The organism is Burkholderia stagnalis, from assembly GCF_039848545.1.
Classification (GTDB): Bacteria; Pseudomonadota; Gammaproteobacteria; order Burkholderiales; family Burkholderiaceae; genus Burkholderia; species Burkholderia stagnalis.
The window spans coordinates 1,745,796-1,760,409 of sequence record NZ_CP156685.1 but is presented as its reverse complement, the minus strand read 5'-3'; the positions used below and the strand labels follow the sequence as shown (position 1 = coordinate 1,760,409).

Genomic DNA, 14,614 nt, shown 5'->3' with positions numbered 1-14,614 from the left:
GCCCACCCGTCCGGACGGCCAGTGGGGTTTCCCCGCATGCAGGCTGCCTAATCGGGGCGAAAGTCGGGTAAAATCATGCCTTTATACGCGCCGCACCTGCAGCGGCGCGGGTTGTCCCCGCTCTTTGTCAATTCGCGTCTCATCTCGTTCCGGCACCCTGCGCGCCGGGCGGGTTGTTCCACTTTCGTGGCGGCTTGTTGCCGCCGGCTACAGGATCCAGGCTCATGCATCCCATGCTCAACATCGCTGTCAAGGCTGCGCGCCGCGCCGGACAGATCATCAACCGCGCGTCCCTCGATCTCGACATGATCGAGATCCGCAAGAAGCAGCAAAACGACTTCGTCACCGAAGTGGACAAGGCCGCCGAAGACGCGATCATCGAGACGCTGAAGACCGCCTACCCCGATCACGCGATCCTCGCGGAAGAATCGGGCGAATCCGAGAACGAATCCGAATTCCAGTGGATCATCGATCCGCTCGACGGCACGACCAACTTCATCCACGGCTTCCCGTACTACTGCGTGTCGATCGCGCTCGCGCACAAGGGCGTCGTCACGCAGGCCGTCGTCTACGATCCGAACAAGAACGACCTGTTCACCGCCACGCGCGGCCGCGGCGCGTACCTGAACGACCGCCGCATCCGCGTCGGCCGCCGCGACCGCCTGTCGGAATCGCTGATCGGCACGGGCTTCCCGTTCCGCGAGAAGGACGGCCTTGACGCATACGCGCGCCTCTTCACCGAAATGACCCAGGCGTGCACGGGCCTGCGCCGTCCGGGCGCCGCCGCGCTCGACCTCGCGAACGTCGCGGCAGGCCGCCTCGACGGCTTCTTCGAGCAGGGCATCAACGTGTGGGACATGGCTGCGGGCAGCCTGCTGATCACCGAGGCCGGCGGCCTCGTCGGCAACTACATGGGCGACGCCGACTTCCTGCATCGTCACGAGATCGTCGCGGCGAACCCGAAGGTCTACGCGCAGATGATCCCGATCCTGAACCGCTACAGCCGCGTGCATCCGGCAGCGGAATAACGCCGCCGCGCGTGGGACGCACCGACGGCCCGAGTCCGCTCCGCGCGGCTCGGGCCGTTGTTTTTTCCGGCTCGTCGAATCGCGCGATGACGTGCGAGAGGGTTCGAACCGCAGGCCCCATACCCGTCGCCGTAAAAGAGGACACCCTAATGATGAACATCGATCAAGGGGCAGCTTCGATCTTTGGCGTCGTCGGCTCGGCTGTGTCTCTTTTGGCGGCCATTCCGTACGGACTGGCGATTTTCAGGCGCGCCGTGCGTCCCCATCTGTTCACATGGCTGATCTGGTCCGCCGTCACGGCGATCGCCGCGGCCGGCCAATGGGCCGCCGGTGCGGGCCCCTCCGCGTGGTGCACGGCGGCAATCGCCGCGACGTGCTTTCTGACCTTCGTCGCCAGCATCTTTCGAGGCGAGCGCGGCTGGACCCTATCCGATTGGGTGTTTCTCGGCGCTGCCCTTTCGGCCATCCCCGTCTGGGTCCTGACCAAGGATCCGACCGCCTCGATCTGCCTCGTCACGCTGATCGAACTGGCCGGACTCGGCCCGACCGTCCGCAAGACGTTCCGCGATCCGTGGAGCGAAAGCCTCGTGTATTTCGCACTGTGCGTCGTCAAATATGCACTGGCCGTGCTGGCCCTGCGAACGTGGAGCGTGGCGGTCGCGTTTTATCCGATCGTCAACATCGCCGCATCGGTCGGCGTGTGCATGCTGATGATCGTTCGGCGGCGAGTGCTGTCGGGTGCGTGAGCATCGCCGATGGCCGTGCCGCCCCGCCTGTGGAGTCACGCGCCAGCGCCGCGCCCACCGGCCAAAAGGCGAATATCGCGCTGCCAAGTCGAGCCCGCTGATAAGCTCGGGCACCAAAGAAACTTCACGCCAGACCGATGAGCACCATGCCGACCGATGCCCTCGCCGGCCATACGCCGATGATGCAGCAGTACCTGCGCCTTATCTGACAAGGCCTAGCACACAAACCTGCGCAAAAACCTACGCTCGCCCTCTTGGGGTATGACCGTTACCGCCCGAACCCAGTCATCGCCACGAGAAACTTGAATGTCCAGAGTGCAATCGGTTCCGGTCGCTGGCGGCGACACAGTCCGCGAAGCAGGTCCGCGCGCCCAGACGCGTTGACGGCCAGCATCCCGCGTACGCGCTAGTATCGTGTTGCCAGAATGTCTGCGTCCACGGCCTTGATATCCGTATACCCGCACAGTGCCATCGAGGTATCGAGTTCGCGCGCAATGATGTCGAGACACTTCCCTACACCTTCTTCGCCCATCGCTGCGAGACCATAGAGAAAAGCACGTCCGATCATCGTGCCGCGTGCCCCGAGTGCCAACGCCTTTAACACATCCTGCCCGCTCCGAATGCCTCCGTCGAGCCACACTTCAACGTGGTTTCCAGCGGCATCGACGACGGCAGGCAACGCTTTGATCGACGATAGCGCGCCATCAAGCTGACGGCCCCCGTGATTCGATACCACAATGGCATCCGCACCTGCATCGGCCGCAAGCCGCGCATCGACTGGATCCAGTACGCCCTTGAGGATCAGTGTCTTATCCCAGCGCTTTCGCACCCACGCGACGTCCGCCCAGCTGAGAGTCGGATCGAACTGATCTTGCGTCCACGAATCGAGAGAAGACATGTCACTCACGCCCTCGACGTGTCCGACGATATTGCCAAAATGGCGGCGCCGGGTGCGCGCCATCTGAAAACACCACTGCGGCTTGCTAGCCATATTCAGCAAGTTCGGCAGCGTAATGCGCGGCGGTGTGGACAAGCCGTTCTTGATGTCTTTGTGGCGCTGGCCGCCGATCTGGAGATCCAGCGTCAGCACGAGTGCCGAGCAACCCGCGCTCCTCGCGCGCTCGATCAGATGCTCCATAAAGATGCGGTCACGCATCATATAGAGCTGGAACCAGAATGGTCCCGGTGCGTTTTCTGCCACGTCCTCGATCGAACAGATGCTCATCGTCGACAACGTGAATGGCACACCGAATCGCTGTGCCGCTCGTGCCGCCAGAATCTCTCCGTCGGCTCGCAGCATCCCGGTCAGGCCGGTCGGTGCCAGCGCAATCGGCATCGCGACACTGTGCCCCGCCATCGTCGTGCTCAGTGACCGAGTTTCAATATCGATGCCCACACGCTGCCGTAGCTTGATAGCCTGGAAATCAGCTTCGTTGGCCCGATATGTCGACTCCGTGTAAGACCCTACGTCAACATAGTCATAGAACATACGCGGAACGCGTTGTTTCGCCAGCAAGCGAAGATCTTCAATGCAGGTAATCGGGACGGGCATGGGTCGCTCCAAAAGGTGCAACCGATGCTACCGATCTCAACTGTTTCGCTGGCGGAAATATCGTCATGCCTGTCGCGAAAGAAATTCCGATGCCTGCTGCACCGCTTGCTGACAGATTTCGACGAGCCATCGCGCAAACGCCCCGGTTGCCCCTTCTGGCGAATGCGACATCAGGCAATAAGGCGTGCCGGGGCACACTATCAGAGGAAACACAGGAACGAGTGTGCCGGTCGTGAGCCAGTGGCGCGCCAGCGCGGGGCTACCGAGCGCGACGCCCTGGCCGCTCGCCGCAGCCTCCAGAAGAAGTCCAAGGTCCATCAATTTCGGGCCGTGGGGCGGCTCCGGCCAATCGAGATTCGCGACGTGGAACCACGGCATCCAATGTTCCAGCGGGGTACGCAGCAAGGGCATGGAAGCAAGGTCGGAGGGTTCGCGCATAGGCCCGTGTCGTCGCAGCAACGAGGGTGCAGCCAACGGCGTGATGCAATCGAGCATCAGCACCGTTCCACCGATGATGACCGGGTCGCCCCCGCGAATCCAGATATCGGAATCAGGCGCCGGGCTATCCGCGTTGGGTGCAGCGAGCACAATCTCGAATTCCAGCTCGGGATGCACGGCCGTGAACGCTTCAAGGCGAGGCATGATGATCTGCCGCGCGAATGTTGGGGGCGAGCAAACGCGCAGTCGTTCCTTTCGCTTGCCATGTTTCTGGTGCAGCGGCACTGCGGCGAGCAAGCGCAGCGGACCTCGCACCTGATCCAGGTACTCGATGCCGGCGGATGTCAATGTCAACGACTTTCCGTTGCGCACGAGCAATTGCACGCCCAGCAATTGCTCCACGGCCGCTACGCGCTTGGCTATGGCGCTACCGGTCACGCAAAGTTCATCCGCCGCCCGTTCGAAAGCGCCGTGGCGCGCAGCCGCCTCGAAGGCTAGCAGGCCATCGAGAGAAGGGAGTCGGAGACGTGAAGCGTTCATTCGGAGATTCTAATGGAATGGGCGCGCGCAGGCCTCGTCACGATGCATGCCCCAGCCCGTGAATGCGGCATGCCAACTTCCACGCACCGGCTGTCGCCACGCAAGATATTGCGAGACAGCTGATTCCCGGCGGCCACATCGCGCAGGAGGCGACTGGATCAGGGCGGAGTTCGGCCATTCGCTCCCCGCAGCGTACGTCCATTCGCGGCCTCTAGCGGCCTCTAGCTGTCTCTCGCCATCGCGGACAACTAATCGCTTCGATCGGCACCTCCACCGACGCGAAACACGCCGAACGCTCGGCATCGACAATCCGATACTTTCTCGCAGCCGACACCCCACCCACCGGCCAAAAGGCGAATATCGCGCAGGCAAGTCGAGCCCACTGGTAAACTCGGGCACCAAAGAAACTTCACGCCAGACCTATGAGCACCATGCCGACCGATGCCCTCGCCGGCCATACGCCGATGATGCAGCAGTACCTGCGCATCAAGGCCGACCACCCCGACACGCTTGTCTTCTACCGGATGGGCGACTTCTACGAGCTGTTCTTCGAGGATGCGGAAAAGGCCGCACGCCTGCTCGACCTGACCCTCACGCAGCGCGGCGCGTCCGCCGGCAATCCGATCAGGATGGCCGGGGTGCCGCACCACGCGGTCGAGCAATACCTCGCAAAGCTCGTGAAGATGGGCGAATCGGTCGCGCTCTGCGAGCAGATCGGCGACCCGGCCACGTCGAAGGGCCCGGTCGAGCGCAAGGTCGTGCGCGTCGTCACGCCGGGCACGCTGACCGACGCCGCGCTGCTGTCCGACAAGAACGACGTCTACCTGCTCGCATTGTGCGTCGGCCACAACAAGCGTGGCGTGACGACCAATGTCGGCCTCGCATGGCTCAACCTCGCGAGCGGCGCGCTGCGCCTCGCCGAGATCGAGCCCGACCAGCTCGGCGCCGCACTGGAACGCATCCGCCCCGCCGAAATCCTGACCGCCGACGGGCAGACCGACGCGATTCCGGCCGCCGCCGGCGCGCTCAGGCGCGTGCCGGCATGGCATTTCGACATCGCGTCCGGCACGCAGCGCCTGTGCGACCAGCTCGACGTCGCGAGCCTCGACGGCTTCGGCGCACACTCGCTGACGAGCGCCTGCGGCGCCGCGGGCGCGCTGCTGCTGTATGCGGCGGCCACCCAGGGCCAGCAGCTGCGGCACGTGCGCAGCCTGAAGGTCGAGAACGAAACCGAGTACATCGGGCTCGATCCGTCCACGCGCCGCAACCTCGAACTGACCGAGACGCTGCGCGGCACCGAATCGCCGACGCTCTATTCGCTGCTCGATACCTGCTGCACGACGATGGGCAGCCGGCTGCTGCGCCATTGGCTGCACCATCCGCCGCGCGCATCCGTCGCCGCGCAGTCGCGCCAGCAGGCGATCGGCGCGCTGCTCGACGCCCCCGCGGACGCAAGCCTCGACGCGCTGCGCAGCGCCCTGCGCCAGATCGCCGACGTCGAGCGGATCACCGGGCGCCTCGCGCTGCTGTCCGCGCGTCCACGCGACCTGTCGAGCCTGCGCGACACGTTCGCCGCGCTGCCGGCGCTGCGCGAGCGCATCGGGCCGATCGTCGGAAATGCGGATTCGCTCGCGCGCCTCGACGCGGCGCTCGTGCCGCCGGCCGAATGCCTGGACCTGCTGACGAGCGCGATCGCCACCGAGCCGGCCGCGATGGTGCGCGACGGCGGCGTAATCGCGCGCGGCTACGACGCGGAGCTCGACGAGCTGCGTGACATCTCGGAAAACTGCGGGCAGTTCCTGATCGACCTCGAGGCGCGCGAGCGCGCCCGCACCGGCATCGCAAACCTGCGCGTCGAATACAACAAGGTGCACGGCTTCTACATCGAGGTCACGCGCGGGCAGACGGACAAGGTGCCGGACGACTACCGCCGCCGCCAGACGCTGAAGAACGCCGAGCGCTACATCACGCCCGAGCTGAAGACCTTCGAGGACAAGGCGCTGTCCGCGCAGGAACGTGCGCTGGCACGCGAGCGCGCGCTGTACGACGCGGTGCTGCAGGCGCTGCTGCCGTTCATCCCCGAATGCCAGCGCGTCGCGTCCGCGCTCGCGGAGCTCGACCTGCTCGCCGCGTTCGCCGAGCGTGCGCGCGCGCTCGACTGGGTCGCGCCGACGTTCACCGACGAGATCGGCATCGAGATCGAGCAAGGCCGGCATCCGGTCGTCGAGGCGCAGGTCGAGCAGTTCATCGCGAACGACTGCAAGCTCGGCGCCGAGCGCAAGCTGCTGCTGATCACCGGCCCGAACATGGGCGGTAAGTCGACGTTCATGCGGCAGACCGCGCTGATCGCGCTGATGGCCTACGTCGGCAGCTATGTGCCGGCCAAGGCGGCCTGCTTCGGCCCGATCGACCGGATCTTCACCCGCATCGGCGCGGCGGACGACCTCGCCGGCGGCCGCTCGACGTTCATGGTCGAGATGACCGAGGCGGCGGCGATCCTCAACGACGCGACGCCGCAGAGCCTCGTGCTGATGGACGAAATCGGCCGCGGCACGTCGACGTTCGACGGCCTCGCGCTCGCCTGGGCGATCGCGCGGCACCTGCTTGCGCACAACGGCTGCTATACGCTGTTCGCGACGCACTACTTCGAACTGACGCAACTGCCTGCCGAGTTCCCGCATGCGGCCAACGTGCATCTGTCGGCGGTCGAGCACGGCCACGGCATCGTGTTCCTGCATGCGGTCGACGAAGGCCCCGCGAACCAGAGCTACGGCCTGCAGGTTGCCCAGCTCGCGGGCGTTCCGGCGCCGGTGATCCGCGCGGCGCGCAAGCATCTTGCCTATCTGGAGCAGCAGTCCGCCGCGCAGCACACCCCGCAGCTGGACCTGTTCAGCATGCAGCCGGCAGCCGACACACTCGAATGCGCGGAGGCGCCGGCGCAACCGGCCGCCCCGCACCCGGCGCTCGAAAAACTGCGCGACATCGACCCCGACGACCTGAAACCGCGTGAAGCGCTCGACCTGCTGTACGAACTGCGCGCCCTCGCGCAGTCGCACGATGTCGACGGGCTTGCGTAAGCGCACCGCGTCCGGCCTGCGCACGCGCATCGCGGCCGCGCTCGCGGCGGCGGCGCTGGCGCTGGTGCCGCCCGCGCTCGCCCACGCGGCACCCGCGAAGCGGGTCAGTGCGCCGGCGCCCTATTCGTTCGCCGTCGTCTCCGGCGTGCTGGGCTCGTCCGCGGACGAGCCGGCCGCCCAGCGAATGTTCGAGGCGATGGCGCGTGAGCGCAACCTTGCGTTCGTCGTGTACGCCGGCAACCTGAAGGGGGCGAAAGAAGCCTGTCGAGACGCTGTATACATGCAGCGCGGCGCCCTGCTCGACTCGGCGCGCGTGCCGCTCGTGTTCATTCCCGGCCATGACGACTGGGTCACGTGCAACACCACGGCGGGCGGCGGCTACGATCCGGTCGAGCGGCTCGATTACCTGCGCCAGACCCTGCTCGCCGACGCAGCGCTGCCCGACCCGGGCGCACTGCAGATCACGCGCGAGAGCGAAGTCGCGCGCTTCCGGCCGTATCGCGAGAACGCGCGCTGGGTGCGCGACGACATCGTGTACGTCGCGCTCAACGCACCCGCGCCGAACAATCACTTTTCAACGGCGGGCGGCCGCAACGGCGAGTTCGAGGACCGGATCATCGCGAACGGCTTCTGGATCGACCATGCGGCCGAATACGCGAAGCGGCGCGATGCGCGCTCGCTGGTGCTGATATTCGAAGGCGACCCGCAATTCGATCGCTATGAACGCGCGGAGCGCTTCGCGTGGCTGCGGTTCAACCGCCCGCGCACACGCGATGGCTTTCGTGAATTGAAACGCACGCTGGTGAAGGCAGCGGCAACCTTTCGCGGCCCGATACTCGTGATGCATGCGAGCAGCACGCCGCTTGCGAACGGTTTCGTGATCGACCGGCCACTGCGTGCCGATGGCGGAGAACTCGTCGGCAACGTGACGCGCGTCGCGATCGGGCCGCGCCAGCCGGCGAGTCAGTGGGTAAGGGTCGGCGTGTCGCCCGCACGGCAAACGCATTTCAACGTCAGCGTGCAGGACGTGCCGAAAAACCTGCCGGTGCCGCCGGCCCTGCCGGCCTCACCGCACGACGACGTGCCGCTGCCGCAGATGCCGGAAATCCCGGCATTGCCGGCGCTGCCGGATGCCTCGTCGGCGCCGCCGCTGCCGGGCGACAGCACGGCGCCGTATGGTGCTCCGGGCGCTTCAGGCCCTGCGCCGGCCCCCTAGCCGGCCCCGACGCAAGGCGCGCCCGCCCGCTCAGTGCAGCGTGCGCCCTGACGGTTCGCCGTCCTCGTCGTCCTCATCCTCGTCGACGATTTCCAGCCCGTCCGCGCCGTGCGCGTGCTCATGCTCGATTTCGTCTTCGGTAGCAACGCGCACGTCCTTCACGGTCAGCGAGAAACGCAGCGCCATGCCGGCGAGCGGATGGTTGCCGTCGAGCACGACCTTGTCCTCGGCGATGTCCGTCACCGTGTAGATCAGCGAATCGACCTCTTCGTCGCCGTCTTCCGGCGTGCCTTCGAACTGCATGCCCACTTCCAGCGGCTCGGGAAAACGATCGCGCGGCTCGATCTTCACGAGCTCCGGGTCGTAATCGCCGAACGCATCCTGCGGTTCCAGCTGGATCTGCGCCTGGTATCCCGGTTCCTGGCCATCGAGCTGTTCCTCGATCTTGGGGAACGTGCCATCATAGCCGCCGTGCAGATAGACCATCGGCTCGTCGCTTTCCTCGATCAGATTGCCTTGCGCATCCGACAGCTTGTAAGCGACCGACACGACGGTGTTTTTTGCGATTTTCATCCAATTCTCCCAAATACAAGTCCCATTATACGATGCGCAACCGGTCTCAAGCCGAACCGCGGGACGGCGCCGCCGCCTCAATCGGCGCGCCGCCCACCGATCTTCCCACGCCGCTGCTCGGCGGCCTCACCCCGGCGCAGTTCATGCGCCGCTACTGGCAGAAAAAGCCGCTGCTGGTCCGCCAGGCGATCCCCGGCGTGAAGCCCCCGCTGTCGCGCGACGCACTGTTCGAGCTGGCCGGCGACTACGACGCCGAAGCACGGCTGATCACGCATTTTCGTAACAAGTGGCAACTGGCTCATGGCCCGTTCGACGCCGACGCGCTGCCGCCCGTCACCCGCAAGGCCTGGACGCTGATGATCCAGGGCCTCGACCTGCATGTCGACGCGGCGCGCACGCTGCTCGAACGCTTCCGCTTCATCCCGGATGCGCGCCTCGACGACCTGATGATCTCGTACGCGACGGACGGCGGCGGCGTCGGCCCGCACTTCGACTCGTACGACGTGTTCCTGCTGCAGGTCGAGGGCAAGCGCCGCTGGCGCATCGGCGCGCAGAAGGATCTGTCGCTGCAGCCGGGCGTGCCGCTGAAGATCCTCGAGCATTTCGAACCGAGCGAAGAATGGGTGCTCGAGCCGGGCGACATGCTCTACCTGCCGCCGCACATCGCGCACGACGGCGTGGCCGAAGGCGAATGCATGACCTGCTCCGTCGGCTTCCGCGCCCCGTCCGCCGGCGAATTGGGCGCGCAGTTCCTCTACTACCTCGCGGAGCGCGGCGGCCTGCGCAACGGCGCGCGCAGCGACGACCTCTACCGCGACCCGAAGCAGCCCGCGGTCGATACGCCGGCGCAACTGCCGCCCGCGATGGTCGAACGGGTCGCCGCGATCGTCAACGGCATCCGGTGGCGCGAGCAGGACGTCGCGGAATTCCTCGGCTGCTACCTGAGCGAACCCAAATCGAACGTCGTTTTCGACCCGCCCGCACGCGCGCTTTCCGAGGCGGCGTTCATCGCGCAGGCAACACGGCGCGGCGTATGTCTCGACAGACGCGCCGCATTGTTGTATAACGCGCGCTCGTACTTCATCAACGGCGAGGAATGGCCGCTCGATCGGTCCGCCAAATGGCTGCCCGAACTGGCCGATCAGCGCCGTATGGAGGCGAAACGGTTTGTAACACTATCCCGGGATCCCTCCATGACAGCATTACTGCACGAGTGGTATTGTGCGGGCTGGATACGGGTCGGAAACCGGGATTAGTGTGAGTTGACCCGTAGCCCATGCAAATCAAAATTTGTATGGGAAAGACAACGTATTGACCCCGCATTTGTCGACGGTCGATAGGAAAGTGCATATAATTTCCGCCCAAGCCGTAGGGAAGATTCACGCTCTAGAAGTGCGTCTCCACCAGCGGCCCAGGTCGGTGTTGGAGCACATTACCGGTATTGTTTCGCGCTGTTGCTTACCCTTTAACCATAAAAGGACGTGATCATGAAGAAATCCCTCCTCGTAGCTTCCCTGTTGGCTGCTGTTGCACTGGCTGCTTGCAACAAGAGCGCTGACCAAGCTGCTTCGTCGGCTGCTAGCGACGCTGCTGCTGCCGCTTCGTCGGCTGCTTCGGCAGTTGCTGGTGCTGCGAGCGAAGCGACGGCTGCTGCTTCGTCGGCTACGGCTGCTGCGAGCGACGCTGCTGCTGCAGTGGCGTCGGCTGCTTCGGCAGCGACGGCTGCTCCGGCTTCGGGCGCAAGCCAGTAAGCCTCAGCATCAGCTGAAAAAAAACCGGCCCTCGGGCCGGTTTTTTTACGTCTGCAGGTTTTGTGCGGTAAGCGCCCGATACAGGCCGCCGCGCAAGCGTCAGCCCCGCCTACCCCAGCCCGAGCCAGTCGAAGCCCGCTTCCTGCGAAGCGACGACCACGTCGCGCCCGTCGGTGCCCAGCACGCTTCCGAACGCCTGGCGGGCCAGTTCCGGCAGGTTGTTCTGCTGGCTCAGGTGGGCCGCGACGAGATGGCGCAGGCGGCTGCGCTCGAGCGACGCAAGGATCCCCGCCGCCGCATCGTTGCTCAGGTGGCCATGACTGCCGCCGATCCGCGCTTTCAACGACTTCGGATAGCGGCTCGCGGCCAGCATCGCGGTATCGTGGTTGGATTCGAGCACCAGCGCGTCACAGCCGCTCAGGACGGCCGTAATGTGCGGCGTGGAGGTGCCCACGTCGGTCAGCACGCCGAGGCGGCTGCAGCCATCCATGAACACGAACTGGAGCGGTTCCCGGGCGTCGTGCGGCACCGTATAGGGCTGCACGGCCAGATCGCGTATCTGGGCCGTCTCGTCGCCCCACAGCACATGCAGGTCGACGTCCGCTTCGTCCGCGCCGACCGCGCGCGCGGTGCCCCAGCTCATGTAGAGCGGCAGCGACGCGCGCCGGGCAAGCGTCAGCGCGCTGCCGACATGGTCGCTGTGTTCGTGGGTGATGAGGATCGCATCGAGATCGTCGATGCCGAGATTCAGGCGGCCGAGCCGGCGCTCGACCTCCTTGGCCGAAAAGCCGCAGTCGAGCAGCACGCGGGTGGTGGTCGTGCCGCTCGCGGCTTCGACCACCAGTGCATTGCCTTCGCTGCCGCTTCCGAGGCTGGCGAATCGCACGCGCTTAGTTCAGCTGCGCGTGGAGCAGCGAGATGATCCGCTTGGCATCCGACGAGTTGTCGACCTGCCCGTTCGCGTCGACGACCGCGACCTGCGTGCCGCCGTTGCCCTGCGCACGCACGTTGACGACGTATTCCTTGCCCGGCTTCGCAGCCGACGGGCCGCCGTAGAACAGCTTGCCGAACAGGCCGTCGCGCTTGAGCTCTTCCATCGAATTCGCGTAGCGCACGCGATACACGCCCTTCTCGCGGTCGCGGCTGTCGACCGTGAAGTTGGTGCGGTCGAGCGCGAGGCCGACGCGCAGCCACGCGCGATCGAACGATTCGGCCAGTTGCAGCGTCGCCGCGCCGGCGCTCGAGTCGAGAACCTGCGCGGGCGCCGTCGCCGGCTTCGCGTCGGTCAGCATCTGCTTCGCCTGCGCTTCGGTCAGGCCGAATTTCTGCATCAGCTTGGTCAGGAACACCGCCTCCAGCACCGGGTTGCGCGGACGCTCCTCCCAGCGCGACGACGTGCCGCCCTGCGGGCCGACCATCATCTCCTCCATCGCGCTGTGCGTGATCGAGATGTCGGTATTGCCGTCCGCGGTGCGGTTCACGAGCGTGCGGAAGCGATCGCGGGTGCCGGACGAGTACACGAAGTCGACGACCTTGCCGATCGTGCGGCGGAACCAGTCGTCAGGGATGCTCGCGCGGTTCTCCGCCCAGTCGGTGACCATGATGCCGGTGGACGGCGCGTCGGTCTTCAGCGAGAAGCCGTTGTCCTGCCAGAAGTCCTTCAGGAGCGGCCACAGCTGCTCCGGCGTGCGGCCGTCGACGACGAGCCAGCGGCGATCGCCGTCGCGCTCGATGTGCATGCCGAGCGGATCCTGCGCGGTCGGCACGCCGTCCGTCGCGGTGCCGGCGGCCGTCGTCACGCGCGGCGGCAGCGAGCCGAGGCCCGCATTGACCGGCGGCGCGACGAACTGCTGGCCCGTCGGCACCGGGTTCAGGTCGCTCGGCACCGCGAGCGGCGGCGCCGAGCCGGTGTTCTTGTAGTTGACCTTGTCGGGGGCCAGATAGTCGTTCAGCGTATCGCAGCCGGCGAGCGCGCCCAGCGCAAGCGCCACCACCGAAACCTGGATGGCGCGAGAGGAAAAGGCGAAACGTTTCATGAAATCCTTCGTCTTGCTAGAACGCTCGTCAGGAGCGGCGCCGGACGGAGCCGGCCGGTGCGGGTTGATCGGGGTTGGAATCGGCGGCCGGTGCGCGGCCGCCGCATCTCACGCGAGGACGCCGCCCTCGACGAGCGCCGAGCGCACCGCGTCGTGGCAACGTTCGTCGAGCGGCGTGAGCGGCAGGCGGATACCGCCCTGCATCTTGCCCATCGCCTGCAGCGCCCACTTCACCGGGATCGGATTCGCCTCGATGAACAGGTTCTTGTGCAGCGACAGCAGCTGCATGTGCAGCTCGCGCGCCGTCTTCACGTCGCCCGCCAGCGCCGCGCGGCACAGCGCGCTCATCGCACGCGGCGCGACGTTCGCGGTCACCGAGATGTTGCCGTGGCCGCCCAGCAGCATCAGCGCGATCGCGGTCGGATCGTCGCCGCTGTAGATCGCGAAGTGCTTCGGCGCGGCCTTGATCAGCTGCGCGGCGCGATCGATGTTGCCGGTCGCTTCCTTCACGCCGACGATGCCCGGCACCTGCGCGAGGCGCAGCATCGTCTCGTTCGACATGTCCGCCACCGTGCGGCCCGGCACGTTGTACAGGATCACCGGCAGGTCGATCGCCTCGGCGATCGCCTTGAAATGGCGATACATGCCTTCCTGCGTCGGCTTGTTGTAGTACGGCACGACCTGCAGCGTCGCATCCGCGCCAACCGCCTTCGCGTGCTTCGTCAGCTCGATCGCCTCGGCGGTCGAATTGCCGCCGGCGCCCGCGATGATCGGAATGCGTTTCGCCGCATGCTCGACCGCGGTGCGGATCATCAGGATGTGTTCCTCGACGTTGAGCGTCGCCGATTCGCCGCTCGTGCCGACCACGACCAGCGCATCGGTGCCTTCGTCGATGTGCCAGTCGATCAGTTTGCGAAACGCCGGCAGGTCGAGACTGCCGTCTTCGAGCATCGGGGTGACGATCGCGGGGATGCTGCCGCGGATTTGAATGCCGTCTTGAGTGCCGTTAGCCATGAAACGCGATTGATTTAGAACCGGTAAACGTTGAGATTGTAGCGGATTAGCCGGGCAGTTCGAAACGCGGAATACCCGCCTCCGACCCCGGAGCCGCCGCGTCGCGCACTGCGCAGATGCGCTGGATGAATGCCGCGCGCGGCGCGGCGATGAAACCGTCTTCGTACGCCACCACCCGCAGCCGCCCGCGCACCGCTTCCAGCAGTTCGCCCGGCGCGAGCAGGAACGCGGGATTGGACGGCTTGCCGACCGTTTCGTTTCCTTGCGCGAAGGTTTCGTAGATCAGCACCCCGCCCGGCGCCAGCGCGTCGAGCAGATGGGGCCAGAGCGGACGATGCAGGTAATTCGTGACGACCACGGCCGCGAACTGCGCGCCGGCCGGCAACGGCCAGGGCGCACCCTCGAGATCGGCGTCGCGCGCGTCCACGCCGGGAATCGTACGCAACGCGGCAAGCGCGGCCGAATCGCGTTCGAGCGCGACGACCGGATGCCCGCGCGATGCGAACCAGCGCGCATGCCGCCCGCCGCCCGCGGCGACGTCCAGCACCGCGCCGCCGGCCGGGACGAGCCGGGCCCAGCCGGCGACCCAGCGCGACGGCTCGGCGAGCCCGACGTGCGCGCCGGCGGCCGGCATCACGGGTTC

The 14,614-nt window shown here is 66.2% G+C and carries 12 protein-coding genes and 1 pseudogene; 6 read left to right on the top strand and 7 right to left on the bottom strand.

Translation table 11 applies throughout. The features are described 5' to 3' along the window. Nucleotides 1–224 precede the first annotated feature (224 nt). Both ABFO07_RS08275 and ABFO07_RS08270 read left to right on the top strand, forming a co-directional pair. A complete protein-coding gene (locus ABFO07_RS08275) occupies nucleotides 225–1,028 on the top strand; it encodes an inositol monophosphatase family protein (RefSeq protein ID WP_059567453.1) in 804 nt (267 codons plus the stop codon). A gap of 149 nt (nucleotides 1,029–1,177) precedes the next feature. Continuing rightward, nucleotides 1,178–1,774: a hypothetical protein gene (locus ABFO07_RS08270; RefSeq protein ID WP_347468621.1), complete on the top strand. Its 597-nt coding sequence runs from the start codon at nucleotides 1,178–1,180 to the stop codon at nucleotides 1,772–1,774. Nucleotides 1,775–2,180: 406 nt separating this feature from the next. Here the strand turns inward: ABFO07_RS08270 and ABFO07_RS08265 are convergent, their stop codons facing one another. Together ABFO07_RS08265 and ABFO07_RS08260 are read right to left on the bottom strand one after the other, a co-directional pair. Then, entirely contained in the window at nucleotides 2,181–3,326 is a 1,146-nt protein-coding gene (locus ABFO07_RS08265; protein ID WP_059879021.1) for an alpha-hydroxy acid oxidase, read from the bottom strand. A 63-nt stretch (nucleotides 3,327–3,389) separates the two neighbouring features. Further along, nucleotides 3,390–4,304, bottom strand: coding sequence for a LysR substrate-binding domain-containing protein (locus ABFO07_RS08260; RefSeq protein WP_059567466.1), 915 nt, complete (start codon nucleotides 4,302–4,304; stop codon nucleotides 3,390–3,392). A 422-nt stretch (nucleotides 4,305–4,726) separates the two neighbouring features. Between ABFO07_RS08260 and mutS the strand changes: the two genes are divergently transcribed. Both mutS and ABFO07_RS08250 read left to right on the top strand, forming a co-directional pair. Next, on the top strand, nucleotides 4,727–7,381 hold the full coding sequence (gene mutS, locus ABFO07_RS08255) for a DNA mismatch repair protein MutS (protein WP_347468620.1): 2,655 nt from the start codon (nucleotides 4,727–4,729) through the stop codon (nucleotides 7,379–7,381). Continuing rightward, nucleotides 7,362–8,597: a hypothetical protein gene (locus ABFO07_RS08250; protein ID WP_347468619.1), complete on the top strand. Its 1,236-nt coding sequence runs from the start codon at nucleotides 7,362–7,364 to the stop codon at nucleotides 8,595–8,597. Before mutS ends, ABFO07_RS08250 begins: the two co-directional genes overlap by 20 nt. 30 nt (nucleotides 8,598–8,627) lie before the next feature. Here ABFO07_RS08250 and ABFO07_RS08245 read toward each other — a convergent pair whose 3' ends face one another. Next, on the bottom strand, nucleotides 8,628–9,170 hold the full coding sequence (locus tag ABFO07_RS08245; protein ID WP_059809681.1) for an FKBP-type peptidyl-prolyl cis-trans isomerase: 543 nt from the start codon (nucleotides 9,168–9,170) through the stop codon (nucleotides 8,628–8,630). Between the two features lie 32 nt (nucleotides 9,171–9,202). On the opposite strand from ABFO07_RS08245, the gene ABFO07_RS08240 reads away from it, so the two are divergent. Further along, nucleotides 9,203–10,426 carry a cupin domain-containing protein gene (locus ABFO07_RS08240; protein WP_059567475.1) on the top strand — a complete coding sequence of 408 codons (1,224 nt, stop codon included), beginning with the start codon at nucleotides 9,203–9,205 and terminating at the stop codon, nucleotides 10,424–10,426. Between the two features lie 55 nt (nucleotides 10,427–10,481). After that, a pseudogene (locus tag ABFO07_RS08235) lies at nucleotides 10,482–10,728 on the top strand (hypothetical protein). A 302-nt stretch (nucleotides 10,729–11,030) separates the two neighbouring features. Here ABFO07_RS08235 and ABFO07_RS08230 read toward each other — a convergent pair. The 4 genes from ABFO07_RS08230 to ABFO07_RS08215 all read right to left on the bottom strand — a co-directional run bounded on the left by ABFO07_RS08230 (nucleotide 11,031) and on the right by ABFO07_RS08215 (nucleotide 14,605). Further along, on the bottom strand, nucleotides 11,031–11,807 hold the full coding sequence (locus tag ABFO07_RS08230; protein ID WP_017331776.1) for an MBL fold metallo-hydrolase: 777 nt from the start codon (nucleotides 11,805–11,807) through the stop codon (nucleotides 11,031–11,033). Between the two features lie 4 nt (nucleotides 11,808–11,811). Further along, nucleotides 11,812–12,957, bottom strand: coding sequence for an outer membrane protein assembly factor BamC (gene bamC, locus ABFO07_RS08225; RefSeq protein WP_059879008.1), 1,146 nt, complete (start codon nucleotides 12,955–12,957; stop codon nucleotides 11,812–11,814). Nucleotides 12,958–13,065: 108 nt separating this feature from the next. Beyond that, on the bottom strand, nucleotides 13,066–13,971 hold the full coding sequence (dapA, locus tag ABFO07_RS08220; protein WP_059567481.1) for a 4-hydroxy-tetrahydrodipicolinate synthase: 906 nt from the start codon (nucleotides 13,969–13,971) through the stop codon (nucleotides 13,066–13,068). A 46-nt stretch (nucleotides 13,972–14,017) separates the two neighbouring features. Then, complete coding sequence (locus ABFO07_RS08215; protein WP_347468650.1) at nucleotides 14,018–14,605, bottom strand: class I SAM-dependent methyltransferase; 588 nt, start codon at nucleotides 14,603–14,605, stop codon at nucleotides 14,018–14,020. Between the last annotated feature and the right edge of the window lie 9 nt (nucleotides 14,606–14,614).

Excerpts from the sequence above, each read along its gene's own strand:
- ABFO07_RS08275 (WP_059567453.1), top strand. The coding sequence starts at position 225 with ATGCATCCCATGCTCAACATCGCTGTCAAGGCTGCGCGCCGCGCCGGA.
- ABFO07_RS08270 (WP_347468621.1), top strand. The coding sequence starts at position 1,178 with ATGATGAACATCGATCAAGGGGCAGCTTCGATCTTTGGCGTCGTCGGC.
- ABFO07_RS08265 (WP_059879021.1), bottom strand. The coding sequence starts at position 3,326 with ATGCCCGTCCCGATTACCTGCATTGAAGATCTTCGCTTGCTGGCGAAA.
- ABFO07_RS08260 (WP_059567466.1), bottom strand. The coding sequence starts at position 4,304 with ATGAACGCTTCACGTCTCCGACTCCCTTCTCTCGATGGCCTGCTAGCC.
- mutS (WP_347468620.1), top strand. The coding sequence starts at position 4,727 with ATGAGCACCATGCCGACCGATGCCCTCGCCGGCCATACGCCGATGATG.
- ABFO07_RS08250 (WP_347468619.1), top strand. The coding sequence starts at position 7,362 with ATGTCGACGGGCTTGCGTAAGCGCACCGCGTCCGGCCTGCGCACGCGC.
- ABFO07_RS08245 (WP_059809681.1), bottom strand. The coding sequence starts at position 9,170 with ATGAAAATCGCAAAAAACACCGTCGTGTCGGTCGCTTACAAGCTGTCG.
- ABFO07_RS08240 (WP_059567475.1), top strand. The coding sequence starts at position 9,203 with ATGCGCAACCGGTCTCAAGCCGAACCGCGGGACGGCGCCGCCGCCTCA.
- bamC (WP_059879008.1), bottom strand. The coding sequence starts at position 12,957 with ATGAAACGTTTCGCCTTTTCCTCTCGCGCCATCCAGGTTTCGGTGGTG.
- dapA (WP_059567481.1), bottom strand. The coding sequence starts at position 13,971 with ATGGCTAACGGCACTCAAGACGGCATTCAAATCCGCGGCAGCATCCCC.
- ABFO07_RS08215 (WP_347468650.1), bottom strand. The coding sequence starts at position 14,605 with ATGCCGGCCGCCGGCGCGCACGTCGGGCTCGCCGAGCCGTCGCGCTGG.